This is a genomic window from Kosakonia sp. BYX6 (assembly GCF_038449125.1).
GTDB classification, from domain to species: domain Bacteria; phylum Pseudomonadota; class Gammaproteobacteria; order Enterobacterales; family Enterobacteriaceae; genus Kosakonia; species Kosakonia calanthes.
In genome coordinates this window covers 775,434-802,341 of sequence record NZ_CP151800.1, presented here as the reverse complement: position 1 = coordinate 802,341, position 26,908 = coordinate 775,434, and the positions used below count along the sequence as shown (strand labels likewise).

The 26,908-nt window shown below is 54.7% G+C and carries 24 protein-coding genes and 1 pseudogene; 7 read left to right on the top strand and 18 right to left on the bottom strand.

Annotated elements, in window-relative coordinates:
* Position 1: 1 nt before the first annotated feature.
* From hypA to yghX, 10 genes are all read right to left on the bottom strand, one after another.
* Positions 2-340: a hydrogenase maturation nickel metallochaperone HypA gene (gene hypA, locus AAEY27_RS03765; RefSeq protein ID WP_342323585.1), complete on the bottom strand. Its 339-nt coding sequence runs from the start codon at positions 338-340 to the stop codon at positions 2-4.
* Positions 333-812, bottom strand: coding sequence for a hydrogenase-2 assembly chaperone (gene hybE, locus AAEY27_RS03760; RefSeq protein WP_342323584.1), 480 nt, complete (start codon positions 810-812; stop codon positions 333-335). Before hybE ends, hypA begins: the two co-directional genes overlap by 8 nt.
* Entirely contained in the window at positions 802-1,299 is a 498-nt protein-coding gene (locus tag AAEY27_RS03755) for a HyaD/HybD family hydrogenase maturation endopeptidase (RefSeq protein ID WP_342323583.1), read from the bottom strand. Before AAEY27_RS03755 ends, hybE begins: the two co-directional genes overlap by 11 nt.
* Positions 1,299-3,002, bottom strand: coding sequence for a hydrogenase 2 large subunit (hybC, locus tag AAEY27_RS03750; RefSeq protein ID WP_342323582.1), 1,704 nt, complete (start codon positions 3,000-3,002; stop codon positions 1,299-1,301). The genes AAEY27_RS03755 and hybC overlap by 1 nt, the downstream gene beginning before the upstream one ends.
* A complete protein-coding gene (hybB, locus tag AAEY27_RS03745; RefSeq protein WP_342323581.1) occupies positions 2,999-4,171 on the bottom strand; it encodes a Ni/Fe-hydrogenase cytochrome b subunit in 1,173 nt (390 codons plus the stop codon). The genes hybC and hybB overlap by 4 nt, the downstream gene beginning before the upstream one ends.
* The gene (gene hybA / locus AAEY27_RS03740; protein ID WP_342323580.1) at positions 4,161-5,141 is read right to left on the bottom strand and encodes a hydrogenase 2 operon protein HybA; all 981 of its coding nucleotides are present in this window, start codon (positions 5,139-5,141) and stop codon (positions 4,161-4,163) included. Before hybA ends, hybB begins: the two co-directional genes overlap by 11 nt.
* 2 nt (positions 5,142-5,143) lie before the next feature.
* Entirely contained in the window at positions 5,144-6,262 is a 1,119-nt protein-coding gene (hybO, locus tag AAEY27_RS03735) for a hydrogenase 2 small subunit (protein ID WP_342323579.1), read from the bottom strand.
* A gap of 232 nt (positions 6,263-6,494) precedes the next feature.
* Positions 6,495-6,782 carry a DUF2623 family protein gene (locus tag AAEY27_RS03730; protein WP_342323578.1) on the bottom strand — a complete coding sequence of 96 codons (288 nt, stop codon included), beginning with the start codon at positions 6,780-6,782 and terminating at the stop codon, positions 6,495-6,497.
* 66 nt (positions 6,783-6,848) lie between these two features.
* A complete protein-coding gene (locus AAEY27_RS03725) occupies positions 6,849-8,498 on the bottom strand; it encodes a methyl-accepting chemotaxis protein (RefSeq protein WP_342323577.1) in 1,650 nt (549 codons plus the stop codon).
* A gap of 857 nt (positions 8,499-9,355) precedes the next feature.
* A complete protein-coding gene (yghX, locus tag AAEY27_RS03720; RefSeq protein WP_342323576.1) occupies positions 9,356-10,243 on the bottom strand; it encodes a YghX family hydrolase in 888 nt (295 codons plus the stop codon).
* A 167-nt stretch (positions 10,244-10,410) separates the two neighbouring features.
* On the opposite strand from yghX, the gene AAEY27_RS03715 reads away from it, so the two are divergent.
* A complete protein-coding gene (locus AAEY27_RS03715; RefSeq protein ID WP_342323575.1) occupies positions 10,411-11,451 on the top strand; it encodes an aldo/keto reductase in 1,041 nt (346 codons plus the stop codon).
* Positions 11,452-11,607: 156 nt separating this feature from the next.
* On the opposite strand, the gene AAEY27_RS03710 is transcribed toward AAEY27_RS03715, so the two are convergent.
* Positions 11,608-12,111, bottom strand: a complete 504-nt coding sequence (locus tag AAEY27_RS03710; RefSeq protein ID WP_342323574.1) for an ESA_00282 family adhesion-associated protein — start codon at positions 12,109-12,111, stop codon at positions 11,608-11,610.
* 101 nt (positions 12,112-12,212) lie between these two features.
* Between AAEY27_RS03710 and AAEY27_RS03705 the strand changes: the two genes are divergently transcribed.
* Positions 12,213-12,617: a hypothetical protein gene (locus AAEY27_RS03705; protein ID WP_342323573.1), complete on the top strand. Its 405-nt coding sequence runs from the start codon at positions 12,213-12,215 to the stop codon at positions 12,615-12,617.
* A 1-nt stretch (position 12,618) separates the two neighbouring features.
* Complete coding sequence (locus AAEY27_RS03700; RefSeq protein ID WP_342323572.1) at positions 12,619-13,053, top strand: cytoplasmic protein; 435 nt, start codon at positions 12,619-12,621, stop codon at positions 13,051-13,053.
* Positions 13,054-13,098: 45 nt separating this feature from the next.
* Here the strand turns inward: AAEY27_RS03700 and exbD are convergent, their stop codons facing one another.
* Positions 13,099-13,524, bottom strand: coding sequence for a TonB system transport protein ExbD (gene exbD / locus AAEY27_RS03695; RefSeq protein WP_342323571.1), 426 nt, complete (start codon positions 13,522-13,524; stop codon positions 13,099-13,101).
* A 6-nt stretch (positions 13,525-13,530) separates the two neighbouring features.
* Positions 13,531-14,262 carry a tol-pal system-associated acyl-CoA thioesterase gene (exbB, locus tag AAEY27_RS03690; RefSeq protein WP_342323570.1) on the bottom strand — a complete coding sequence of 244 codons (732 nt, stop codon included), beginning with the start codon at positions 14,260-14,262 and terminating at the stop codon, positions 13,531-13,533.
* A gap of 238 nt (positions 14,263-14,500) precedes the next feature.
* Here exbB and metC point away from each other — a divergent pair, with 238 nt between their 5' ends.
* Positions 14,501-15,688 (top strand): cystathionine beta-lyase, encoded by a 1,188-nt coding sequence (metC, locus tag AAEY27_RS03685; protein ID WP_342323569.1) that lies wholly within the window; start codon positions 14,501-14,503, stop codon positions 15,686-15,688.
* 117 nt (positions 15,689-15,805) lie between these two features.
* Positions 15,806-16,465 (top strand): DedA family protein, encoded by a 660-nt coding sequence (locus AAEY27_RS03680; RefSeq protein ID WP_342323568.1) that lies wholly within the window; start codon positions 15,806-15,808, stop codon positions 16,463-16,465.
* Between the two features lie 36 nt (positions 16,466-16,501).
* On the opposite strand, the gene AAEY27_RS03675 is transcribed toward AAEY27_RS03680, so the two are convergent.
* Positions 16,502-17,401 carry an AraC family transcriptional regulator gene (locus AAEY27_RS03675; RefSeq protein ID WP_342323567.1) on the bottom strand — a complete coding sequence of 300 codons (900 nt, stop codon included), beginning with the start codon at positions 17,399-17,401 and terminating at the stop codon, positions 16,502-16,504.
* A gap of 194 nt (positions 17,402-17,595) precedes the next feature.
* Here AAEY27_RS03675 and yqhD point away from each other — a divergent pair, with 194 nt between their 5' ends.
* Both yqhD and dkgA read left to right on the top strand, forming a co-directional pair.
* Positions 17,596-18,759 carry an alcohol dehydrogenase gene (gene yqhD, locus AAEY27_RS03670; RefSeq protein WP_342323566.1) on the top strand — a complete coding sequence of 388 codons (1,164 nt, stop codon included), beginning with the start codon at positions 17,596-17,598 and terminating at the stop codon, positions 18,757-18,759.
* 102 nt (positions 18,760-18,861) lie between these two features.
* Positions 18,862-19,689 (top strand): 2,5-didehydrogluconate reductase DkgA, encoded by an 828-nt coding sequence (dkgA, locus tag AAEY27_RS03665; protein WP_342323565.1) that lies wholly within the window; start codon positions 18,862-18,864, stop codon positions 19,687-19,689.
* A gap of 135 nt (positions 19,690-19,824) precedes the next feature.
* Here the strand turns inward: dkgA and AAEY27_RS03660 are convergent.
* From AAEY27_RS03660 to parC, 4 genes and pseudogenes are all read right to left on the bottom strand, one after another.
* Positions 19,825-22,127, bottom strand: a pseudogene (locus AAEY27_RS03660) (YgiQ family radical SAM protein).
* Positions 22,128-23,540, bottom strand: coding sequence for a cell division protein FtsP (gene ftsP / locus AAEY27_RS03655; RefSeq protein ID WP_342323564.1), 1,413 nt, complete (start codon positions 23,538-23,540; stop codon positions 22,128-22,130).
* 96 nt (positions 23,541-23,636) lie between these two features.
* Positions 23,637-24,374 (bottom strand): 1-acylglycerol-3-phosphate O-acyltransferase, encoded by a 738-nt coding sequence (locus tag AAEY27_RS03650; protein WP_342323563.1) that lies wholly within the window; start codon positions 24,372-24,374, stop codon positions 23,637-23,639.
* A 222-nt stretch (positions 24,375-24,596) separates the two neighbouring features.
* On the bottom strand, positions 24,597-26,855 hold the full coding sequence (gene parC, locus AAEY27_RS03645) for a DNA topoisomerase IV subunit A (protein WP_342323562.1): 2,259 nt from the start codon (positions 26,853-26,855) through the stop codon (positions 24,597-24,599).
* Positions 26,856-26,908: the final 53 nt, after the last annotated feature.

Genomic DNA, 26,908 nt, shown 5'->3' with positions numbered 1-26,908 from the left:
GTTACTCCACTTCGATACTTTTGATCTGCACGCCGCCGCTGTACTCAACATGCAATGACGGGCAGTGGCAGAGCGGACATTCGTCGTGCCGGGTGATTTCCACGTTCTGGCAGCAGTTCCAGCACCAGGCCTGCGCGGGCTTGTGAAGAATATGCAACGTGCAATCCTGCGCCAGTGTTTCTCGACAGGCGATATCAAACCCAAAACGCAGCGCGCTCTCTTCCACGCAGGCTAACGCGTCAATCTCAAGCCAGACGCCGGTGACGCGCTGCGCACCGTTTTGCCGCGCCTGCTGCGTGATGATCTCCACCGCGTTTTGGCATAGCGATAACTCATGCATGCGCCTGGCCTCGCTGACCGAGCAGCAACGCGCGGCGGCTGACGGCGGCATCGGTCACCGGCAGAGAAAGCGCCATTTTCAGGCAGTTATCGGCCAGTTGAATCCCTTCTTCGACGGTCAGATTCCGCGCCAGCGGCGACATCAATGAGCAACTGAGATATTGCCCCAGCGCGGGCAGTTCGCCGACGGTAAAGGTCATCGCACCATAAGGCAGTTGCAGCCCCAGCCGCTGGCCGATGTTGCGTTTCTCCCAACACTGTTGCGGGCCGGGAAAGAGTTGCAGGCTCAACATCCAGGGCGTCAGCACGCCGCCCAGCCACTGCCCTTCAAACAGGGTGAATGGCGTGGCATACACCGGCATTTGCGGGTGCAGAAACGGCAAACCCTGCATCTCATTTTCGGCGATGGTCGCAAACGCCTGCTGCACCTCGTGTTGCGGTGAAACGCTGAATCCCATGATGTCATCCTGCATGTTTTGCCTCCCGCAGCCGGGGCTGCACACCGGATTCACGCAGCGCGTCAAGCACCGCCTGTAGCGCTTTTTCAAGACTCGCTTCAACCACCGGCGTCATACCAATATGCGGCTCCAGCGAAAGCGGGATCACGCCGATAAGCGTCAGCTTCTGCGGGAATTCGCCGGTAAAACGCAGCGCCGAAAGCACATCCGATAACCCCAGTTGATGGGGTGAGATCTTATTGCGAAACAGCGTCGGCACAGCGTCATTGCGCAGGCAGATTACCGTGCCCGGTACGCTTTTCTGGCTGACTATCGCATCGGCGATAATCAGATGATCGCGGTTGGCCATCGCGCCCAACAGCTCCATGCCCGCGGTGCCGCCATCCAGCACCTCGACGTTTTCCGGCAAGTGATAGCGCTGCTCCAGCGCTTCCACCACCCGCACGCCAATCGCTTCATCGCTGAGCAAAATGTTACCGACGCCGAGCACTAAAATCGACATCACAACACCTTCACCGACACCACATCGTTGCCATCGGCGTCCAACACGTGCACCGCACAGGACATGCACGGGTCGAACGAGTGAATGGTGCGCACCACTTCCAGCGGTTTTTGCGGATCGGCAATCGGCGTCCCGACCAGAGAGAGTTCGTAAGGCCCGGCGTCGTCGTTGGCGTTGCGCGGCCCGGCGTTCCACGTCGACGGCACCACCGCCTGGTAGTTGCCGATTTTGCCGTCTTTAATCACTATCCAGTGGGAGAGCATGCCGCGCGGCGCTTCGAGAAAACCGACGCCTTTGAACTCGCCGCTGGCGGGAATCTCCGCTTTGATATAGGTCTCAACATCGCCTTTACCGATATTGTCGAGCAGCGCCTGGTACTGATGCTGCAACACGCCATGCAATTCGCAGGCATGAACCGTGCGCCCGATAATGCGCCCCAGCGTCGAGTGCAGTTGGTCGACGGTCAGCGTTTTGCCGGTGAGCGTGTGGTAAATGGCGGTGATATCGTGCAGTTTTTCCACCGTTGTCGGGTGTTTCGCCGCCAGTTTGCAGAACATATTCGCCAGCGGCCCCACTTCCACGGTTTTGTCGTAGAACGTGGGCGATTTCACCCATGAATATTTGCCCGCTTCCTGCCAACCGGTGTAGTTCGGCAGCGTGGTGCCTTGCCACGGCGCCTGCGGCGCGTCATCTTGATACCAGGCGTGTTTCGCGCTTTCCTGAATGCCTTTGATCAGGAACGCATCATTGTAGGTATTGATTTCGCGGTACGTGCTGAGATCGGCATTTTCGATATAACCGCCCGCGAACAGGAAGCTGCCGTTATCACGATCGGTGGGGAATTCCGGCGTGCTGAGGTAGTTCACCGCGCCTTTGCCCCGTTCCAGCCACTCCGGGTAGAACGCCGCGATCACCGCGGTATCGACTTTATAAACCTGTTCGATAAACCCGTGCAGCTTGTCGATAAACGACTTGAGGTACATCAGCCGTTCGAGATTCAGCACTTCGATGCCGTCGAGGTTGATCGGGTTCGCCACGCCGCCGACGGCCAGGTTTTGGATGTGCGGTGATTTTCCGCCGAGCAGCGCCACAATGCGGTTGGCGTCACGCTGGCACTCCAGCGCCTGTAAATAGTGCGCCACGGCTACCAGGTTCACTTCCGGCGGCAGTTTCATCGCCGGGTGGCCCCAATAACCGTTGGCGAAAATCCCCAACTGCCCGCTGGCGACCAGCGCTTTGATCTTCTCCTGCACTGCTTTAAATTCGTTTTCGCTGTTCAGCGGCCAGTCAGAAATGTCTTTTAGCAGCGCGGCGGCTTTGGCGGGGTCGGCATGCAGCGCCGAGGTGATGTCCACCCAATCGAGCGCCGAAAGCTGATAGAAATGCACAATATGATCGTGAATCGAGTGCGCCGCGAGAATGATATTGCGGATGTACTGCGCGTTAAGCGGCACCTTCGCCTGCACCGCATTTTCCACGGCGCGCACAGAGGCGATAGCGTGAATGGTGGTGCAGACACCGCAAATGCGCTGCATGATGATCCACGCATCGCGCGGGTCGCTGCTTTTTACAATCTCTTCCATGCCGCGCCACATGGTTCCCGACGACCAGGCCTTTGATACGACGCCGTTTTCAATTTCGCAATCAATGCGTAAATGACCCTCAATGCGGGTCACCGGATCAATGGTGATACGTTGGCTCATGCTTCGCTCGCCTCATGTCGCGCTGGTCGTTTTAACGGAGGAATAATCGGCAACAGACGTATCAGTAAGATGTACGCACAGACTTCAATTGCCACAAAACCGATAGAAATCAATAACTCTTCCCCAGTCGGGAAGTAGTGGTAGCCGTTGCCGGGGTTAAAGGCCAACAGCGAATAAGAGAGGCGCCATAATGCGCAGCCGAGCAGCATGCTTAACGCGCCGAGGAACAAACAGCGCGAATCGTGACGCAAGCGCGGCAGGCGCAGGATAAGCAATGGCAGCGCCAACAGCGCGAGCTCCAGCCAGAACATCAGGCTGTAGAAATCCCCGGCGAAAGCGTAATGCCATTTTTCCCGCCAGCTAATTTCGCCAATACGCAACAGCAGAAACAGCGCCAGCAACACGCTCAGCGTACCAATGAGTTTGCTGAACAGGCGTTTTTCGTTTGGCCCGGCGCCGCGCAAGCTAGCCTGCATCAGGGAACCTTCGAAGATGACAATCGAGAAGCCCATAATAAACGCGGTCAATAGCGAAAAGATCGGCAGCATTTCGTAGCTCTGCCACAGCGGGTAAACCTTGTAGCCCGCGGCAATCATCAGCGACCCCATGGAGGACTGGTGCATCGTCGGCAGCAGCGCGCCCAGCGCAATAATGAAAAACATCACCTTGTTGAGGCGGTGTAAGGCCACTTTCCAGCCCAGCCGTTCGAGCAGCGCCGGGGCGAATTCCAGCGCCATTACGCCAATGTAGATCGTCATGCAGACGGCGGTTTCGAACAGCACCGAATTCACATTGAAATGTCCCGGAATGTAGAAATACGGCAGATTCCAGTAGCGACCGACATCGATGGTTATCGATAAGCCGCCGAGGGAATAACCGAACAGGCTACAGAGCAGCGCCGGGCGCACCAGTGGGTGGTAATCCCCACGATTAAACACATACACTGCCCACGCCAGTGCCCAACCGCCGCAGGCAAAACCAGTGCCGATCAGCAAATCAAAGGCGATCCAGATCCCCCACGGGTAACCGCCGTTCAGATCGGAGACCGATCCCAGCCCGAAGATCAACCGTTTGAAGATGAAGATCGCACACAGGAGGATCAGCGGGGCGAACAGCACAACCGGTTTGCTGAGCAGCTTGCCGCCCATCGCGTGTGGCTCATGACTCATGGTCACCTCCCTCTTTGTGCTCATTGCGGGTATTGCGCCGCACCAGCGCGGTCAGCCCCACCAGCACAGCGAGCGGCAACATCATGCCTTTATAGACCGTGTGCTGAACGTGTTCGGAACGCGCGCCGGTGGCTAAATCATCCAGCGCCGGTAGCCCCAACGCCTCATAAGGAATGCCGGAGAGCACCAGCACCTGCGTGCCACCGCCCTCCTTTTCGCCATAGAGATGCGGGTAGTAACTGGCGACGTTATGCAGATACGTGTCGTTGGCGTTCAAGGTCTGGCGGGGATAGTGATATTCAGAACCCGGTTTTAGCGAAAGGCGCTTTTTGGCCTCGGCCAGCAGTTCCTCGCGGGTGCCGAAAATCACCGCGCCAGCCGGGCAGACTTCAACGCAGCCGGGCAACTGGCCGTTATCCAGCCGCTCCACGCCTTTTTGGTTGCAGAGCTGGCATTTATGCAAGGCGCCGAACGGGTTGCTGTAGTCATATTTCGGCACATCAAAAGGACAGGCGACCATGCAATAACGACAGCCGGTACAGACATCGGGGTTGTAATGGACGATGCCGGTTTTGCTGTCTTTTTTCAGCGCCTGCACCGGGCAAACGGAAACGCAGTTGGCATCGACACAATGCATGCACTGCTTTTTAATGTAGGCGTAACCGTCGCGCAGTTGGTCTTTGTTTTTGCCGCTGCCGCTGTGCCAGACCTGAATGATGTTGTTGGTATAGGGCGAGAGTTTGTCGTTGTTCGACCAGGTTTGTTCCCCCTGCGGGTTGCGCTGTGGTGTGTTGATGTCCTGGCAGCGGGTAACGCAAGCCTGGCAACCGACACACAGCGTGGAGTCGTAAAGCATTCCCAATGCGCCGGGGATCGGCGGGCGATTTTGCGCGGCGGCAAAACTCGCGGACGATCCCCCCATCAGTAACGCCCCGCCGGACGCCACTTTGAGAAAATCACGTCTGTTCACGGCTAGTCTCCCTGCGAATCAGCGTCGTTTTTCTTTTGCTGGCGACCCAGCTCGCGAACGGTCATCACGCCGACACCCGCCACCAGGCCCACCACACCGCCAAGCAGCCCGACAGCGGTGGCCGAAACAGTACCGCCCTCTTTCAGGTTGACGTCCGGTTTTTCGGCGCGCGGCGTTGGGTTATCCACATGAGCAAGTTGCGAGATGCCTTTGTGGAAACCGACGCCTTCTTCGTTGCAGCCATAACAGGGGTGACCAATGGCGACGGGCCAGGCGCCGCCGACATCGCAAAATTGCAGCGTCGAACAGTTGCCCCAGGTTTCCGGGCCTTTGCAGCCTAAGTGATAAAGGCACCAACCTTCGCGGTGGCCTTGATCGCCAAAGGCTTTCGCGAAGCGACCGGCATCGAAGTGCGGGCGGCGTTCGCAGTGTTCATGAATCAACCGTCCGTAAGCAAAGCGGGGGCGATTTTTGGCATCCAGCGCTGGAGGTTTACCGAAGGTGATAATGTGCGCGACGGTGGCGAGAAAGTTTTGCGGGTTCGGCGGGCAGCCGGGAATATTGATCACGGTTTTGCCGGGTAGCACTTCTTGCAGGCTGACCGCGCCGGTCGGGTTCACACCCGCCGCCGCGACACCGCCCCAGGCGGCGCAGGAGCCAATCGCAATGATCGCCGCCGCGTTTTCCGCCGCTTTGCGGATGTGATCGACAATCGGCTCACCGGCGACCATGCAGTAAATTCCGCCGTCTTTCATCGGGATCGAACCGTCAACCACCAGCACATACTGGCCTTTGTACTGCTCCAGCGCGTGGTGTTTATTCTCTTCGGCCTGGTGACCGAAGGCGGCGGAAAGCACTTCGTGGTACTCCAGCGAAATGGTTTCCAGCACCAAATTTTCGACGGTGGGATGGGTGGCGCGAAGCAGTGATTCCGTGCATCCGGTACACTCTTGTGCGCCAATCCAGATAACCGGTGGACGTTGTGGGTGGCTCACTGCGGCGGCCATTTCCGCCGCGGCTTTGCCGCTTAATCCCATGGTGGCCGCCAGCGCGGCACACAACTTCACAAAATCACGACGACTCACACCCGAAGATGCGAAATGTGGGTTTTCTCCTGCCATTCGTTGGTTTTCCCTTAGTCCGGACTGAGAATATTCTCCACCCATTCGGTAGGGGAATGCTGCGATCGCCCCGACAATTAATCACATAAAAAACAGGGTCATTATGCAAAAAACATCCAGCAGCGAAAGTAGCCATACTTAAAAAAGGGTTTTAGAGGATTTTAAAACTAAAAAAAGAAGGTCACCCTCGACATAAGTGACCTTCACAAAAGAAAACACCACATTGAGCAAATCAGGTTTCGAGGCGATAACCTGCCATAAAAAAGCGGATCACGGTGCTGGAGTGGTTCTCGCGAAAGAAGTCCATCACCATCTCTTTGTCCAGCCCATAACGGCGCGTCAGAATGCCAGCTTCCCACGCGCTGAGTTGACGGTCGCCGGTCTTTTCGAACATGCGATGCGAAAACCCCAGCACAAAGCCCCGTTTATAGTCCGGGCAAAATTTCGCCACATTATTGGCGCTATCCGCCTGCGCGGCATTCAGCCCGGCCATCAAACCTTTACCAAAATGGTTGTCCATCTCTTTCCCCCTCAATCGCTATATAAATAATTATATAACGATCTTTCACGGGGGTGATAGCGCTGATTAAAACGCCACCCACTCATCCTGCGAAGCGGCAGGTTTGCTGCCAGTTTTGCGTGATAAATCCGGCTTAACCAGCGTCGGCGCAGCAGGTTTGTGCTCCTCATTACTGGAAAGACGGAACTGCTGAACAGAGCGCTGTAACTCTTCGGTTTGGCGTTCCAGCGCGGCGGCCGCGGCAGAAACTTCTTCAACCAGCGAGGCGTTCTGTTGCGTGACGTTATCCATTTGGGTAATCGCAACGCCCACCTGCGAAATGCCTTTGCTCTGCTCGGCAGACGCGGCGGCAATCTCTTTCATAATGGTGGTCACTTCGGTGACCGCGCGCAGAATGCCTTCCATCGTGGTGCCGGTGTCGTTCACCAACTGCGCCCCTTTTGCCACGCGGTTTACGGAATCTGCAATCAGCGTTTCGATCTCTTTTGCCGCGCCTGCACTGCGGCTCGCAAGGTTACGCACTTCCCCGGCGACGACGGCAAAGCCACGGCCTTGTTCACCGGCGCGTGCCGCTTCAACGGCCGCGTTAAGCGCCAGAATATTAGTCTGGAACGCGATGCTGTTAATCACGTTGGTGATTTCGGCAATTTTCTTCGAACTGCCGGAAATGCCGTCCATCGTGCTGATCACTTCTTTAACCAGCGCACCACCTTTGCTGGCGGTGGCGGAGGCGACTTCTGCCAGTTCGCTGGCCTGGCTGGCGTTATCGGCGTTCAGTTTCACTGTCGCCGTCAGCTCTTCCATACTGGCGGCGGTTTCTTCCAGCGCCGCCGCCTGCTCTTCGGTACGCGAAGAGAGATCGTTATTGCCGGAGGAAATTTCTGTCGCGCCGCGCCAGATGTTTTCACTGCCGTGACGAATGCTGCTCACCGCTTCGCGCAGGCTGTCCTGCATGGCTAACAGCAGCGGAACAACCTGGCCGACGCAGTTGCGCCCGAAGTCTTCTATTGGTTGGCTAAGATCGCCTTGCGCCATCAGGTGGAAGTGCGCGCGAATGCGGTTCAGCGGTTTGACCAGCATGGTGACCAGGTAACGGTCCGTGAACAGCAGGATCAGCAAACCCACTACCATCGCAACGATGATCGCCGCGCGGGTGGTGCTGGTTTGGTGGTCAACCATCACGCGGGTTTGATCAAGCGTCGCACTGGCAGTTTTGTTGAAGTTTTCGGTCGCCGCGCCAAAATTACGGCTTAACACAGGGGTGACATCGTTCGCCTGCTTGCGATACGCATCCACCGTCCCTTGCTGCGCGAGCTGCATTTGCGGGGCGATGCCTTGATCCAACAACGCCTGCCAGCCCGCAATAACTTGCTCGGAGACTTTGGTGTCCATCGGGCCGGGTGAAACGGCTTTAAAATCCGCCAGGCGGCGCGCCATGTTATCCAGCGCCTGTTGCACCGGCGCCATATCTGGCGTGCCACCCGCAGCTTTGGCTTCCATTGCACGACTGAGACGAGTCACAAACCGAAAGTACTGATCATTACCCTGGCTAAGGAGCGTCATCTGTGACACTAACTGGCGATCGACTTCATTGCCATCTGCCACTTTCGACAGTGAAGAAACGCTATACAAACCGACGCCAGACCACAGCACGCCGAAGATCCCGAGGATCACCAGCATCACGGCTCGTATAGTAAAGTTACGAAGCATACTCATAATATTATCCTTACGGTGAAGGTACATTCTCGCCTGCGGGCGAGAGTTATATCCGTTATCGGCAAGTTTTAGAGAACTTGTATGGTCTAAGTAAGAATTTTATTAAAAAAAGAACCCTACTTTTTCTCGGTTTATGACGGGGGAAATCGTTATTCTGCTAACGTTACGCCGCGTTTTTGCACATAACGTAAAATAGCGTAACGGCAGGAAACCAAACGTAACTCACCGATTCTAAAGGGGAATTTAATTAGCACTTTTTTAACACATTCTTGACGGTATATTTAACAATGAATCCACTCATTATTATTAACGACTCATAAATATTATTTATGAACAATATTAATCGCCTGGATTTTGTTATTTAAAGCCAATTTATTAACGCACTAAAATTTAATGAATCGCACCTACCAAGTGCTCATTAAAAAATTAATAAATAAGACTCCTTGCTCTGAAAGAATAAAAACCGTGGCGTTAAGTATTATTTAACCCAGACTTAAGCCTTGTTAAAACAAATGATTTATTAATCACATTATTCGCATTTGTAGCGCTTTGCCATGGATAAACAACGTTGGAGAAGCCAGTAACCATGCGGTCTGGCGCGGCGATCGGGATGATCCCGACACGCTATCACTCCGCGTTTTTGCAAGAATGCAACAATCACATCTGCTTATATTTGCGCGCTGTAACCATTATTTTCCGTCGCGCACAATGCTTTCGTTTACGATGGTTTTTACGCCATTTATCCAGGAATTTTCGCAGAGATAAGGCGAGTCCTAAAGGAAATTAAACGCCGCAATGAGCACGCGGTTTGCCATTATTTTTACGGCGATTTACGGCATCCCTGCCTTTTACCCTGGCTAGCGTAAGTACTTTTCGAACCAGCCCAGCGTGCGCTGCCACGCCAGTTCAGCGGCGGCGTGATCGTAGCGCGGAGTGGAGTCGTTGTGAAAACCGTGGTTCACGCCAGGGTAGATGTACGCCTCGTAGACTTTTTTGGTCGCTTTCAGCGCTTGCTCGTAAGCCGGCCAACCTTCGTTGATGTTTTTATCCAGCGCCGCATAGTGCAGCAGCAAGGGAGCTTTGATTTTTGCCACCTCGGTTGCAGGCGGTTGACGCCCGTAAAACGGCACCGCACACGCCAGTTCGGGGTAGGCCACCGCTGCGGCATTCGACACGCCGCCGCCATAGCAAAAACCGGTGATGCCCACTTTGCCGCTGGCATCCGGATGTTTTTGCATAAACTCGATAGCGGCAAAAAAATCATTCATCAGCTTTGTTGGGTCAACTTTTTGCTGGAGTTCACGGCCTTCATCATCATTACCGGGATAACCTCCCACCGAGCTAAGGCCATCCGGTGCCAGCGCAAGGTAGCCTGCTTTGGCGACGCGGCGCGCGACATCTTCGATATACGGGTTTAGCCCGCGGTTTTCATGCACCACGACCACCGCCGGGATCTTGCCGGTAGTTTTCGTTGGTTTAACCAGATAACCGCGCACCTCGCCATGCCCGTTTGGCGATGGGTAGGTTATATATTCAGGATGAATATCCGGATCGGTGAACTCGACCTGCGTCGCCAGCGCATAGTTCGGTTTCAGCAGGTTGAACAGCGCCAGCGCCGTCATGCCGCCAACCGCGTACTTGCCGGCCAACTGTAAGAATTCGCGCTTGTTGATTTTGCCATGCGCGTAGTAGTCGTAGTAATCAAGCAGTTCCTGGGGAAAGTCTTTCGCTGTTAAACGCGTCATCGCCTGTCTCCATTATTTTTTGCCTCTCTAAGCAAAGCATAGCGGCGCGTTTTCTGCCTGAAAAATACTCGGAAACACTCCTAACCTTTTGATGTGTAGAAAAGAGACGTAAGATAGAAACGTTGTTTCGAATTTACCTCTACAAGATAGATAAGAAAGGAGACATCATGTCTGGCTTCGCCAATCCCAATCGCTACGAACAGATGCAGTATCGTTACTGCGGCAAAAACGGCCTGCAATTGCCTGCCCTTTCGCTTGGTTTGTGGCACAGTTTTGGTCATGCGCAAACGCTGGATTCACAGCGAGCCTTAGTACGTAAAGCGTTTGATCTTGGTATTACCCACTTCGATTTAGCCAATAATTACGGGCCGCCTGCGGGTAGCGCGGAGATCAATTTTGGCCGTTTATTACGGGATGATTTCGCGCAATATCGCGATGAAATTATTATCTCTACCAAAGCCGGTTACGACATGTGGCCAGGGCCTTATGGTTCCGGCGGTTCACGCAAATACCTGCTCGCCAGCCTCGATCAGAGCCTGAAGCGCATGGGCGTGGAGTATGTGGATATCTTCTATTCGCATCGCGTGGATGAAAAAACGCCGATGGAAGAGACCGCCGCCGCGCTGGCTCACGCCGTGCAAAGCGGTAAAGCGCTGTATGTGGGCATCTCCTCTTATTCCACCGAGCGCACGCAACAGATGGCGGCGCTTCTGCGCGAGTGGAAAATCCCGCTGCTGATTCATCAACCGTCTTACAACCTGCTGAACCGCTGGGTCGATAAAACCGGCTTGCTGGATACGCTGGAAGATAACGGTGTTGGCTGTATCGCCTTTACGCCGCTGGCGCAGGGGTTGTTGACCGGCAAATACCTGAATGGAATTCCGGACGGTTCACGTATGCAGCGCGAAGGGAAGAAAGTGCGTGGCCTGACGGAGAAAATGCTGACCGAGAGCAACCTCGAAAGCTTGCGTTTGCTCAATGAGATGGCGCAGCGTCGCGGGCAGTCCATGGCGCAAATGGCGCTGAGTTGGTTGTTGAAAGATAACCGCGTGACGTCAGTATTGATTGGCGCCAGTCGCCCAGAGCAGATTGAGGAGAATGTGCAGGCGTTGAGTAATCTGACATTCAGCGCCGAAGAGTTGGCGCAGATTGATAAGCATGTTGCCGATGGCGAGTTGAATTTGTGGCAGGCATCGTCGGATAAGTAATAACGTATTGCCGGGTGGCGCTGCGCCTGGGCCAGATAAGGCGCAGCCGCCATCAGGCGATTGTTAATGATGCCCGCGGGTTAAACGATCCAAATACCCCATCACAAATGCAGAAAGTGCCCGGTAAACCTTTTGCAACACCGAGACAACACAAAACTACACGTCTTGCGGGTTCACCCACGGCCGCTGGTTTTCCGGCCACACCAGCACCACCAGCGCGGGATAGGCTTCCGTACTGAATTCGTGGAAACACTGGCGCAGATTGAGCACATCCAAATCCGCGTGCGAGACTTTTTCACCGTTCACACAGCGTTTTTTAATATTGTCGTAATACTTATAAACAGCGGAATTGAGATCGCTACAGCGGCGCTGGGCTTCGAATAATCCTGGGGTGTTATTTAATTCCGCCACGTTCATGCGCTTAATAGTCGCGTGCAGAAAATCTATATATTCGTGATTAACACGCCAGTACCACACGGGGGTAATCGCATTCATTAACACCGAGAAATGATCTTCGCCTTCCTCTTTTGACAATGGCTGCAACTGCGGCTGATAATTAATTTCACTCAGGGGAGTTTTTTTATTGTACTCACGCATCAATAAAAGAACGCCGCCCGTCAGCAGCAATAAAGCAATAACAGAATAAAAAATGCTGTTCATCAGCCGACTCCTTTTTTTTGATTTTAAAAGTGCACCATGATATTGTCAACGAACCTCACGTCCAAATACCCTCTTCCTTGTTGATATTTAAGGACAATAGAATGCTTCCCGAGAATCTTGTCCCGGCGCGCTTTCACATTTCTGCCGTTGAAAACAGACCCGGAGAAGAAGGAAAAGAGCCTAATTTAGCTCAGGGTAAAACAACCCTCTCTGAACACGCGAACAATATATTAGCCAATGCCAGTCGTACCGGGCAATCGCGCAATATGTTACTTGAAGAACGCGATCGCCATATAAAAGAGCGGCTATTTCGCGTTGTAAAAATCGAGGCCTTTGCGCGTTTACTTAATGACTTGCAAGCCGAAGGTGAGATCGACGCCCAGGCATTAAGCAAAATAATTTCCGATAAAACTCAGCAAATAAATGAAGCAGGGAATGAGATTTGGCTTAATCTGATTACCCGAGAAACAGACGCGCCAATGTTTTATAAACTTGGGGATGAATAACGTGCCAGAAGTCGAAAATAATAACGTTTATATTAATTACGATGAAACGAAAAGCGACGAATTTATCTTAAAGCAAAATATAGACGCACTGGTGCAAAGTAAAAATGCCACTATTGAGCAGATTGCCCGTGAGTTGGTCTCTATTCCGGCCGCGCTGGTGCGCCTGAAATGGCAGAACCGCCGTGAAACCTATCCTCTGCAAGTCAAAGAAGAGATTTATGGCGCGACGATTGCCGCCATCATCGAACAACAACCTGAACTGCTAGAAAAAATCATGGGGCGGCTGGAAGCGAATTATCAGCACATTGTGAAGCGGGAAGCCGCGACGCTGCGTTTGAGCCGTAAGCTGAGCGACGGTGAATATCACACGTCAACAGTGACCACTGTGGCGCTGAAAGAAGAGAGCGAGCAGGAAAGGCCGCTCTCAAAAAAATAAAGCTGGCGCTACGACCAGCTTTTTACTTTCGTCAGCGGTAGATTATTATTGCGCTTTCGCGACCTCTTCACCCACCAGACCGATTTTCAAATAACCCGCCTGGTGCAGGGTATCCATCACCTTCATCATCGTTTCGTAATCCACAGTTTTGTCTGCGCGGAAGAAGATGGTGGTGTCTTTTTTCCCTTCGGTCACCGCATTGAGCTGGTTAACCATCGTTTCATCGGTCACCGGATCGTTTCCAATAAACATGGTGTTATCCGCTTTTACCGACAGGTAAATCGGTTTTTCCGGGCGCGGTTGCGGCTGGCTGGAGGATGCCGGCAGATTCACTTTCACATCTACCGTGGCAAGCGGCGCGGCCACCATAAAGATAATCAGCAGCACCAACATCACGTCGATAAACGGCGTGACGTTGATTTCGTGCATTTCGCCGTTATCGTCCAGGTTTTCATTAAGACGCATTGCCATGGCGCATCAACCTACACGTAATTTCTGAGCGGCACGAACCGGCTGAGCATTGCTGGCAGCCAGGTCAAGATCGCGGCTTTGCAGCAGCAGAACCTGCGCGGCAACGTCGCCGAGGGTCGCTTTATAGCTGCCAATCATGCGCGCGAAAATGTTGTAAATTACTACCGCCGGGATAGCGGCAACCAGGCCAATTGCCGTGGCCAGCAGCGCTTCCGCGATGCCCGGCGCGACAACTGCGAGGTTCGTGGTTTGCGTCTGCGCGATACCGATAAAGCTATTCATGATGCCCCAAACGGTACCAAACAGACCGACGAACGGAGAAATCGCGCCGATGGTGGCGAGAAAACCATTACCACGGCCCATATAACGACCGGTGGCGGCGACGCGGCGCTCAAGGCGGAAACCGGTACGCTCTTTGATCCCTTCGTTGTCTTCACTGCCTGCGGATAACTCCAGCTCGTTCTGGGCTTCGTTAATCAACAGTGAACTGAGGCTTCTGGCGTGGAAAGTGGCGGCAATTTCCGTTGCCTGATCCAGCGAGCGAGCCTCAGCCAGTTGCTGCTGCTCACGCTTGAGGCGACGCTTATGCGAAATCATCTCAACGCTTTTGCTGAAGAAGAGCGCCCATGTCACAACGGACGCCAGAATCAGGCCGATCATCACGATCTTCACGACGATGTCAGCGTGCTGATACATACCCCATACGGATAGATCCGTCTGCATCAAATTATTACCCACTGTGTTTCTCCGAGACGCAAATCACAAAACTGTGCGCCATAATATCAAAACGACGTCGAATTGATAGTAGTTCTCATTAGTATTTACATAGTGCACTAAGTAAACGTCCTTTTCTTTGCGTTGACGCAGTAAACAAACGCCATTGAGCGTTTTTTAGAAAAATTAACCCTACATGACGCAACAGTTCTCAATCATGGTAGTCTGGACATCCAGACGTATAAAACCAGGTTAAGCAAACATGACGGCGAAGCATCTTGAAACCGCTCTGGTGAACGCAGGGCGCAGCAAAAAATACACGCAGGGTTCGGTGAATAGCGTTATCCAACGCGCCTCTTCACTGGTATTTGAAACAGTCGAAGCCAAAAAACACGCCACGCGCAACCGCGCCAATGGCGAGCTCTTTTATGGTCGTCGCGGCACCTTAACGCACTTCTCTTTACAGGAAGCAATGTGCGAGCTGGAAGGCGGCGCGGGTTGTGCGCTGTTCCCCTGTGGGGCGGCGGCAGTGGCAAACACCATTCTGGCGTTTGTCGGGCAAGGCGATCATGTGTTGATGACCAACACCGCTTACGAACCCACCCAGGATTTCAGCACCAAAATTCTCGCGAAACTCGGCGTCACCACCAGTTGGTTCGACCCGATGATCGGCTCCAGCATCGTGCGGCTTATCCAGCCCAACACCAAAGTCGTGTTCCTTGAATCGCCCGGATCCATCACCATGGAAGTGCACGACGTTCCAGCCATTGTGCAGGCGGTAAGAAGCGTCGCGCCTGACGCCATCATTATGATCGACAACACCTGGGCGGCAGGCATTCTGTTCAAAGCGCTGGCATTCGATATCGATATTTCCATTCAGGCGGGCACGAAATATTTGATTGGCCATTCGGATGCGATGGTCGGTACCGCCGTTTCCAACGCTCGTTGTTGGGAACAACTGCGCGAAAACGCCTATTTAATGGGACAAATGCTGGATGCCGATACTGCATATATGACCAGCCGTGGCCTGCGCACGCTCGGCGTCCGTTTACGTCAGCATCATGAAAGCAGCCTGAAAATTGCCGAATGGCTGGCTACGCACCCGCAGGTGGCGCGCGTGAATCACCCGGCGCTGCCAGGCAGCAAAGGGCATGAATATTGGAAACGCGATTTTACCGGCAGCAGCGGCCTGTTCTCTTTTGTGCTCAACAAACGCCTGACAAATGAAGAGATGTCGGATTATCTCGATCACTTCTCGCTGTTCAGCATGGCCTATTCATGGGGCGGTTTTGAGTCATTGATTCTGGCGAACCAGCCGGAGCAACTGGCGGCGATTCGCCCGGACGGTGAGCTTGATTTCAGCGGCACATTAATCCGTTTGCATGTTGGTTTAGAGAACGTTGACGATCTGATAGAAGATTTAGTGGCAGGCTTTCAGCGCATCGTGTAAACCTGAGTGACCGGGGCACAACATAAGATAATTCTCTTTTTCTTGCGCCCCGGATCAAGGTGTTTTAGGCGAACTGGAGTACAATAGCCTCCTCTACGCGGTACCACAGGAAAGTCCATGGCTGTTATTCAAGATATTATTGCTGCGCTCTGGCATCACGACTTTGCTGCGCTGGCGAATCCTCACGTCGTTGGCGTCGTCTATTTAGTGATGTTCGCAACGCTTTTTTTAGAGAACGGCTTACTTCCTGCCTCATTTTTACCCGGTGACAGCTTGTTGTTACTGGCCGGAGCATTAATTGCACGCGGCTGCATGGATTTTGTCTCCACGGTGGCGATCCTCACGTCTGCCGCCAGCCTCGGATGCTGGCTGAGCTACATTCAGGGGCGCTGGCTTGGCAACACGCGGCTGGTGAAAAGCTGGCTGTCGCAATTGCCGATGAAATATCACGAACGCGCAACCTACATGTTTGACCGTCACGGTTTATTGGCGCTGTTGGCCGGTCGTTTTCTGGCGTTTATCCGCACCCTGTTGCCCACAATGGCGGGCATTTCCGGTCTCTCGAATCGCCGCTTCCAGTTGTTTAACTGGTTGAGCGCGCTGCTTTGGGTTCTTGTCGTGACATCAATGGGTTATGCCATCAGCATGATTCCGTTCGTCAAACGCCATGAAGACCAGGTGATGACATTCTTAATGCTGCTGCCGGTTTTCCTGCTGGTCATTGGCCTTATCGGCGCGGTCACCGTGGTGTTGAAAAAGAAGTACTGCAACGCCTGATAAAACCGCCCTCTTCCCGGCGGAAGAGGGTCTGTTTTATATCCCCTGAATCGTACGAATTCTTGCCAAATCTTCCCCCGGCGTCAGGCCGAAATAGCGCTTAAATTCGCGGCTAAATTGCGACGGGCTTTCATAACCGACGCGCATTGCCGCCGCTCCGGCTTTCATGCCGTCATGTACCATTAGCATCCGCGCTTTATGCAGGCGGTACGTTTTCAGGTATTGCAGCGGCGAAGTGCTGGTAACGGATTTAAAGTTGTGGTGAAACGCCGACACACTCATGTTGGCTTCCGAGGCAAGCTGGTCGACGCTGAGGTTTTCCGTGTACTGGCTTTCAATGCGTTTCAGCACCCGGCTTATCAGGCTAAAATGCGTTTGACGGCTGACCAACGCGAGCAATGCGCCGCCGCATGGCCCAGTCAGCACGTGGTAAAGCATCTCGCGAATAATCTGCTTACCGAGAATGCGCGCATCCAGTGGGCGCTCCATCACATCCAGCAACCGCTCGGCAGCGCACAATATCTCTTCTGATAATACCGCCGAGTTGATGCCGCTCGCCGCAACGTTCGGCTGGAAGTGTTCATCTTCGCCAATATCCATCAGCAGCTCCTGCAATTGCAGGATATCGACATTCAGGCGAATACCCGCCAGCGGCACTTCCGGTGTAGCAAAAGTTTCGCATTCAAAAGGCAGCGGCACGGTGAGCAGCAAATATTCATTAGTGTCATAACGAAAGACACGTTCATTGATATAGCCAATTTTATGGCCCGAAAAGAGAAAAACGATCCCCGGTTGGTACATCACCGGCGTTCGGGTGCCAGGCTGCGTACCGTACAGCAGGCGGATATCTGGCAGCAACGCACTGAGTCTATTTTCATTATCTTTCAAACGCTTAACTTTTTCAGTTAGTCGCAGGCAAATCTCTTCTCGGTTCATTTTTTGCCACTCCGGCAGGCATTTTCGACCCGTACAATATGCAAAGTTTTGTGCACTTTCTCCAGTAGCATGGAGAAAAAGGCAAGACATCGGCAGGAATGTGCATTGAGCGTGCGCAGGCCCGCGCCCACAATAACCTCCACTTGGCGGCCTCTCGCCACGGTTTTTTTCACCTCTTCAGAAGGGAACGAGCAATGAATAATTTTAATCTGCATACCCCGACGCGCATTCTGTTTGGCAAAGGCGCCATTGCCGATCTGCGTGCGCAAATCCCGGCTAACGCACGCGTACTTATCACCTACGGCGGCGGCAGCGTGAAGAAAAACGGTGTTCTCGATCAAGTGTATAGCGCGCTGGAAGGGCTGGACGTGCGGGAGTTCAGCGGTATCGAGCCAAACCCGGCTTACGAAACACTGATGAAAGCGGTAAAAATTGTCCAGCAAGAAAACATCACCTTCCTGCTGGCGGTCGGCGGCGGTTCCGTGCTGGACGGCACCAAGTTTATCGCCGCGGCGGCACATTACGCTGACGGCGTTGATCCGTGGCACATCCTACAAACGCGCGGTAGCGAAGTGAAAAGCGCCATCCCGATGGGTTCCGTGCTGACACTGCCGGCAACCGGTTCTGAATCCAACGCCGGTGCGGTGGTTTCACGTAAAACCACCGGCGACAAACAAGCGTTTCACTCGCCGTTTGTACAGCCCGTCTTCGCCGTGCTCGATCCGGTTTACACCTACACCCTGCCCCCGCGCCAGGTGGCGAATGGCGTGGTTGACGCGTTCGTCCATACCGTTGAGCAGTACGTCACTTACCCGGTCGATGGCAAAATCCAGGATCGTTTCGCCGAAGGGATTCTGCTGACGCTGGTCGAAGAAGGCCCGAAAGCGTTGCAGGAACCGGAAAACTATAATGTGCGCGCCAACGTCATGTGGGCAGCAACGCAGGCGCTGAACGGCCTGATTGGCGCCGGCGTGCCGCAGGATTGGGCAACACATATGCTGGGCCACGAATTGACAGCGATGCACGGTCTCGATCATGCGCAAACGCTGGCAATTGTGCTGCCGTCACTGTGGAATGAGAAACGCGATACCAAGCGCGAAAAACTGCTGCAATACGCCGCACGCGTATGGAATATCACTGAAGGTTCCGAAAACGAGCGCATTGATGCGGCCATCGAAGCGACGCGCAATTTCTTCGAGCGTATGGGCGTACCAACGCGCCTGTCTGATTACGGTTTTGATGGCAGCTCTATCCCGGCGCTGCTGGCGAAACTGGAAGAGCACGGCATGACGAAACTGGGCGAACATCAGGATATTACGCTGGATGTCAGCCGCCGCATTTACGAAGCCGCTCGCTAAGCACTTCGCAGCATCAGCTTCCGTTTTTGGTTTTTTCGACCACACTTAATGCAAACCACCTTACCGGGCTCGTCCCGGTAAGCTTATTAAAAGGAGATATGCATGACACAACCAACCGTGATTAAGCTCTCTGACGGCAACCTCATGCCGCAACTGGGTCTTGGCGTGTGGCAAGCGAGCAACGAGGAAGTGGTCACCGCCATCCATAAGGCGCTGGAAGTGGGGTATCGTTCGATTGATACCGCCGCAGCCTACAAGAATGAAGACGGTGTCGGTAAAGCATTAGCCGGCGCGGGCGTGCCGCGTGAAGAACTGTTCATCACCACCAAGTTGAGGAATGAAGATCAACAGCGCCCGGCTGAAGCATTGAAAACGAGCCTGGAAAAGCTGCAACTTGATTATGTGGATCTCTATTTGATGCACTGGCCGTTACCGGCGCGGGATCATTATGTTGAAGCCTGGAAAAGCATGATCGAGCTGCAAAAACAGGGGCTGATCAAGAGTATCGGCGTTTGTAATTTCCAGACCGATCATCTGCAAAAAATCATTGATGAAACCAGCGTTATTCCGGTGATCAACCAGATCGAACTGCATCCGCTGATGCAACAGCGTCAATTGCATGCATGGAATGCAACGCACAAGATCCAGACCGAGTCCTGGAGCCCGTTAGCCCAGGGCGGCGAAGGGGTATTTGATCAGAAAATTATCCGCGATCTGGCGGATAAATACGGGAAAACCCCGGCGCAGATTGTGATCCGCTGGCATCTCGACAGCGGCCTGGTGGTGATCCCGAAATCGGTGACGCCAGCGCGCATTGCCGAAAACTTCAACGTCTGGGATTTCCGTCTCGACAAAGACGAGCTCGGTGAAATCGCCAAACTGGATCAGGGCAAACGCCTGGGGCCCGATCCCGATAAGTTCAGCGGTTAATGGCTGATGCCGGATGGCGCTTATCCGACCTGCCAATTGTAGGCCGGATAAGCGCAGGCGCCATCCGGCGATATTTGGCGGCCTCGCCAGCCCACAAAAGAATAAAGCCCGGTCTTCACCGGGCTTTTTGTTATCTCAGCGCACGCGGGCGGGTTTTTTCTTCACGCTCGCAGCAGCGTTTTTGCCGTTGCTACGCTGGTGCACAATCGGCGTGTGCTTGGTCAGCGCAGGCTGCGCATGGCGACTCTGGCGACGCGCTTCACGCATTTCGTCCAACGTCGGCGCTGGCACCAGGCATTCGCGGCGGGAACCGATCAGGTGCTTTTTACCCATCGCTTCCAGCGCCTGACGCAGCATCGGCCAGTTCGCCGGATCGTGGTAACGCAGCAGTGCTTTGTGCAAGCGACGCTGTTTATCCCCTTTCGGCACCACCACCTCTTCGCTCTTGTAATCGATCTTCGACAGCGGGTTTTTACCGGTGTAATACATGGTCGTCGAGTTGGCGAGCGGCGACGGGTAGAAGTTCTGCACCTGGTCGAGGCGGAAACGATGGCGTTTCAGCCACAGCGCGAGGTTCACCATATCTTCATCACGCGTACCGGGGTGCGCGGAGATAAAGTACGGAATCAAATACTGCTCTTTGCCCGCCTGTTTGGAATAGGTATCGAACAGCTGTTTAAAGCGATCGTAGCTGCCCATTCCCGGTTTCATCATCTTCGACAGCGGCCCTTCTTCGGTGTGCTCCGGGGCAATTTTCAAGTAACCGCCGACATGGTGCGTCGCCAGTTCTTTCACATAACGCGGATCTTCCACCGCCAGATCGTAACGCACGCCGGACGCGATCAAGATCTTCTTGATACCTTTCAGGTCGCGGGCACGCCGATAAAGATCGATCGTCGGCTGATGGTTGGTGTCCATGTGCGGGCAGATATCCGGGTAAACGCAAGAGAGACGGCGGCAAGTCTGCTCGGCGCGCGGCGATTTACAACGCAACATATACATGTTGGCGGTCGGCCCGCCAAGATCGGAAATCACGCCGGTAAAACCCGGCACCGAGTCGCGAATCGCTTCGATCTCATTGATGATCGAATCTTCGGAGCGGCTCTGAATAATGCGCCCTTCGTGCTCGGTAATGGAGCAGAAAGAGCATCCGCCAAAGCAGCCGCGCATGATGTTAATCGAGAAACGGATCATCTCGTAAGCCGGAATTCGGCTGTCGCCGTACGCAGGGTGCGGCACACGTTTGTAGGGCAGCGCAAAAACGCTGTCCATCTCTTCGGTAGAGAGCGGAATGGCCGGCGGGTTGATCCAGATGTAGCGATCGCCGTGCTTTTGCAGCAGCGCGCGGGCGCAGCCAGGGTTGGTTTCGTGGTGCAAAATACGCGACGCATGCGCATACAGCACTTTGTCGGCTTTCACCTTCTCGTAAGAAGGCAGCAGCACATAGGTTTTTTCCCACGGTTTCGGGCGCGGCGGCTGAACCGTCACCGTTTTGGTTTCCTGCGCCTTTGGCTCTACCGGCTTGTTATCCGCACACGGCAAATCTTCGCCATACGGGTGGGGAATCGGGTCGATTTTGCCTGGCGTATCGAGGCGGGTGGAATCCACACCGCTCCAGCCTGGCAGCGCTTCTTTGACGATAATCGCAGTGTTACGCACATCGCGGATCTGCGCGATTGGTTCACCGGCGGCAAGGCGGTGCGCCACTTCCACCAGCGGGCGCTCACCGTTGCCGAACATCAGCATATCGGCTTTGGCGTCAATCAGCACCGAACGGCGCACCGTGTCAGACCAGTAATCGTAATGCGCGGTACGGCGCAGGCTGGCCTCAATACCGCCGAGGATCACCGGCACCTCTTTCCACGCTTCTTTGCAGCGCTGGGTGTAGACCAGCGTGGCGCGATCCGGGCGTTTCCCGGCGACGTTATCCGCTGTGTAAGCGTCGTCATGGCGCAGCTTACGATCGGCGGTGTAACGGTTGATCATCGAATCCATATTGCCCGCAGTGACACCGAAGAACAGGTTCGGTTTACCGAGGCGCATAAAGTCGTCTTTGCTGTTCCAGTCCGGCTGGGAAATGATGCCAACCCGAAAACCTTGCGCTTCCAGCATGCGCCCGCAAATCGCCATACCGAAGCTCGGATGGTCGACGTAGGCATCGCCGGTGACCAGAATAATGTCGCAGCTATCCCAGCCAAGTTGATCCATCTCTTCGCGCGACATCGGCAAGAAAGGCGCAGGGCCGAAGCAGGCCGCCCAATACTGGGGCCAGGAGAAAAGGTCACGATCCGGCTGGATCAGGGATATTGCGCTCATCTTGCTTCCAAAAATGGTAAAAAAATAATCAAAGGGCGGCGATTATACGCCGTATTTCGACCGGAAATATAGGAGGATTTTGTATAAGCCTGGCAAGCAAAGTGCCGCCAGGCATGGGCTATTTACGGCGCCGGATTGACCAGTAACTGACCCACCGATCCACGATCGGCCATCTCCAGCGTCTGGCTTTGATACTGGAACGGGAAATGCGCCCACGAAGGCTGACCAAACCACACCAGCAACTCAACCTGCCCGTCGACCCACACCGTATCTTTCCAACCCCGGTCTTCCGGGAATGGCATTGCGCCATTAACGTTGCGGATCAGGAACATCACACCTTCCATATGGAACGATTGCGGCATTTCCGCACGCACCGTCCAGCGCTCCCACGTGCCTTGCTGGGCGGTGATATCGATGCGTTGCGTATCCCACAGTTGACCATTGATGCCCGGATCGCTGCCCAGCGTGATGTCGCGGTTGCGCGTCGGCGAACCGGCCATCATGTCGGACGGCAGCAGGCGCATCGGTAATGTATCCGTGACCAGCGGCAACAGCCCGGTGGGGCGCAGGGTCAGCACCAGCGTGGAGATCAAAATGCTCGACGGCTCAAAAAGACCGCGCAGCCGGTCCATAATGCTCGCCGCTTCGCCGCAGGTAATCGACACTTCATCGCCGTTGGTCATATCCACCAGCACTTCGCGGCGCTCGCCGGGTGCCAGAGATAACTGTTTTACCGCCACGGGCGCAGGCAAAAAGCCCTGATCGCCCGCAATCACATGCAGTGCGCGGCCATCGCTCATTTGCAGCAAATAACGGCGGGAGTTGGAAGCGTTCAACAAACGCAGGCGCACCCAGCCGCGAGACACTTCCACGAACGGGCTTTGCGCGCCGTTGACCATCAAGGTATCGCCGACAAAGCCGCCGCTGCCCGGCTCGCTGTACTCCGGCGTACCGAAGTTATCCAGCCGTTTATCCTGAATAATGACCGGGAAATCATCCACGCCGTAGTGGTTAGGGATCGGCAACGATTTGCTGACCTCGTCTTCCACCAGCCACATTCCCGCCAGCCCGCTATACACCTGCTGCGCGGTACGATTCGGCGTATTGGCGTGATACCACAGCGTCCCGGCGCTCTGGCGAATCGGCAGCACTGGCGCCCAGTCGTTATTTGGCGTCATCATGCGCGCCGCGCCGCCCATCAGCGGGCCGGGAACCTGCAAGCCGCTGACGGTCATCGCCACGTTTTCGGCCAGCCGGTTGCTGTAAATCAGTTTGACGTCGTCGCCGTTCCAGACGCGAATGGTCGGCCCGAGATAACGCCCGTTAATGCCCGAAATTTGCGCACGCGTGCCAGTGGCAAAAGACCAGTGCGCACGCTGCAACGTCAGAAAGAGCGGTGAACCGCGTCGGGATTCGAGCAGCGGAGGAACAGGCAGCGGCGGTTGCTGCCCGGCAGCATTTGCCCTCAGCGGCACCGCGCTGGTACAAAGCGCAATCCCGGATGCCTGAAGAAACTGACGCCGACTGAGTGACATATTTGCTCCGTGTAACACTGACAAAATTCGCCGAAGGTTTTTGGCCTTCGGGCTTGCTGAACAACGCTTGCTGAATAACTTTTTTCAAACTAAAGGTTAAACCCGACCGGTTGCTTCGCGTTCAGCAACTTCTTTATCGAGCTCTTCGATTTTCGCGGCCATCAGTTCACGGCAATGGGTCGCCAGTTGACGAACCTGATCTTTACCGAACTGCGAGATGTCCACCGGCGGCAGCATTTCGACAATCACCAGCCCGTTCTTCAGGCGGTTGAGATTAATTTTGTTTGAGGTGTTGGAAACGCACACCGGAATGATCGGAACACCGGCGGCAATCGCTGCGTGAAACGCCCCAGTTTTGAACGGCAGCAGACCGCGCCCACGGCTACGGGTGCCTTCCGGGAACATCCAGACAGAGATATTGCGTTTTTGGATTTGCTTAACGACCTGAGCAATCGTGCCGTGCGCTTTTGCACGGTTATCACGGTCAATCAGCAGGTTGCCAGCCAGCCAGTAGAGCTGGCCAAAAAACGGGATCCACAGCAGGCTTTTTTTCCCGACGGTGACCGTTGGCGGCAGCACAATGCTGGAAGCGGTGACCATGTCGTAGTTGTTCTGGTGGTTAGCAATATAGATAGCGTTGCCGAACTGGCCGGCACCCGGCGGTAAACGGGTTTCAACTTTCAGGCCCAGCGCCGGTGCAAGGCGGCCAAAAAGATGGCCGAAGGTGGCGACATGTTTAGGGTTTCGTGGGCTGAACAGGCAGTAAATCGACCCAAATATACACAACAGAATAGAGTAAATAACGACAATGATTACACGAAAAATGAATAACATAGCGACCTCTGAAGCCCATACCTTTGAGCATTATATACACGCCAGCGCAATTACGCTGAAGCTGGCTGCGCCACGATTGACCGTTTGCGGCCCGGGCTTGTGTGTTATGCGGCCTTTAAAAAGAACGTATTGTTAATCGCAATTGCCGAATTAACAACGTCTTTACGGGAAATTTCTAAGAAATATCTCCCCACCAGAAGGGTGGGGAGAAGGTGTTGAAGATTACTCTTCGCTATCGCCCGCGCCTGGGCGTGAAGGCGAATCGATCTCCACGCGGTCGATTTTCTGCAAGCCGCGCATCAACGTACCGCGACGCCCGCGTTCGCCCTGCACTTTTTGCAGCTCTTCCGGGCGCAGTTTGATTTTGCGTTTGCCAACGTGGATGGTCAGCGTGCTTTGCGGCGGCAGGAGGTAAAGGTGCGCAAGCCCATCCACACCCTTCGCCGCATCGGCGGACGGAATGCCGATAATCTTGTTGCCCTTGCCTTTCGACAACTGCGGCAGGTCGCTGACCGGGAACATCAGCATGCGGCCAGCCGCGGTGATGGCGAGCAGCATATCGCTGTCATTCTCGATCTCCAGCGGCGGCATCACCCGTGCATTTTCCGGCAGGCTGATCAGCGTTTTACCGGCACGGTTGCGCGCCACTAAGTCGTTGAAGGTACACACGAAGCCATAACCCGCGTCGGACGCCATCAGCAGCTTCTGATCCTCGTTGCTCATGATCATATGATCCACCGTCGCGCCCGGCGGCAGCGTCAGCTTGCCGGTTAACGGCTCGCCCTGCCCGCGCGCAGACGGCAGCGAAATCGGATCAACGGCGTAGCTGCGCCCGGTGGTATCGATAAACACCACCGGCTGATTGCTCTTGCCTTTAGCCGACGCTTTCCAGCTATCGCCCGCTTTATAGCTCAGGCCCTGCGCGTCGATGTCGTGGCCTTTGGCACTGCGCACCCAGCCCATTTGCGACAGCACGATGGTCACCGGCTCAGACGGCTGCATGTCGTGCTCGTTCATCGCTTTCGCTTCTTCGCGCTCGTGCAGCGGCGAACGGCGATCATCGCCAAACGCGTCGGCATCGGCCTGCAACTCTTTCTTCAGCAGGTTGTTCATCTTGCGCTCAGAGGCGAGGATCGCTTGCAACTGGTCGCGCTCTTTTTCCAGATCGCTCTGCTCACCGCGGATTTTCATCTCTTCCAGTTTGGCGAGATGACGCAGTTTTAACTCAAGAATGGCTTCCGCCTGGGTTTCACTGATGCCAAAGCGCGACATCAGCGCGGGTTTCGGTTCATCCTCCGTGCGGATAATTTCAATCACTTCGTCGATATTGAGAAACGCCACCAGCAAACCTTCGAGGATATGCAGGCGTTTGAGCACTTTATCGAGACGGTGGTTCAGACGGCGGCGCACCGTATCGCGACGGAATGCCAGCCATTCGGTGAGGATCTCCAGCAGGTTTTTCACCGCCGGGCGACCATCCAGACCGATCATATTGAGGTTGATGCGGTAACTCTTTTCCAGATCGGTCGTGGCGAACAGGTGGTTCATCACCTGATCCATGTCCACGCGATTGGAACGCGGCACAATCACCAGACGCGTCGGGTTTTCGTGATCCGATTCGTCACGCAGATCGTCAACCATCGGCAGCTTTTTGTTGCGCATCTGGTTGGCGATTTGCTCCAGCACGCGCGCGCCGGAAACCTGGTGCGGCAGCGAGGTAATAACGACCGCGCCGTCCTCTTTTTTCCACACCGCGCGCATGCGCACCGAACCGCGGCCGTTCTGGTAAATTTTGCGGATTTCCGCGCGGGAAGTAATGATTTCCGCTTCGGTTGGGTAGTCCGGCCCCTGCACAATATCCAGCAGTTGCTCGAGGGTGGTTTTCGGTTGTTCAATCAGGGTGATTGCGGCGTTCGCCACTTCACGCAGGTTGTGCGGCGGAATGTCTGTCGCCATACCAACGGCAATGCCGGTGGTGCCGTTCAGCAGAATGTTTGGCAGGCGTGCAGGCAGCATTTTCGGCTCTTGCATCGTCCCGTCGAAGTTGGGAACCCAATCAACGGTGCCTTGCCCCAGTTCGCCAAGCAATAATTCGGCATATTTGGAAAGACGGGATTCGGTATAACGCATGGCGGCGAAGGACTTCGGATCGTCCGGTGCGCCCCAGTTCCCCTGGCCGTCCACCAGCGGGTAACGGTAGGAGAATGGCTGAGCCATTAACACCATGGCTTCGTAACATGCGCTATCGCCGTGCGGGTGGTATTTACCCAGCACGTCACCCACGGTACGGGCGGATTTTTTGAACTTCGCGCTGGCGTTCAGCCCCAGTTCAGACATTGCGTAAACGATGCGACGCTGAACGGGTTTCAGGCCATCACCGATAAACGGCAACGCACGATCCATGATGACGTACATGGAGTAGTTCAGGTATGCGTTTTCCGTAAATTCATGCAGCGCAAGGCGCTCTGCCATATCGCTCATTAATCGTGATTCCTCAACGTATGCGCCCACCTTTGCGGCGGCAATATTGCCGC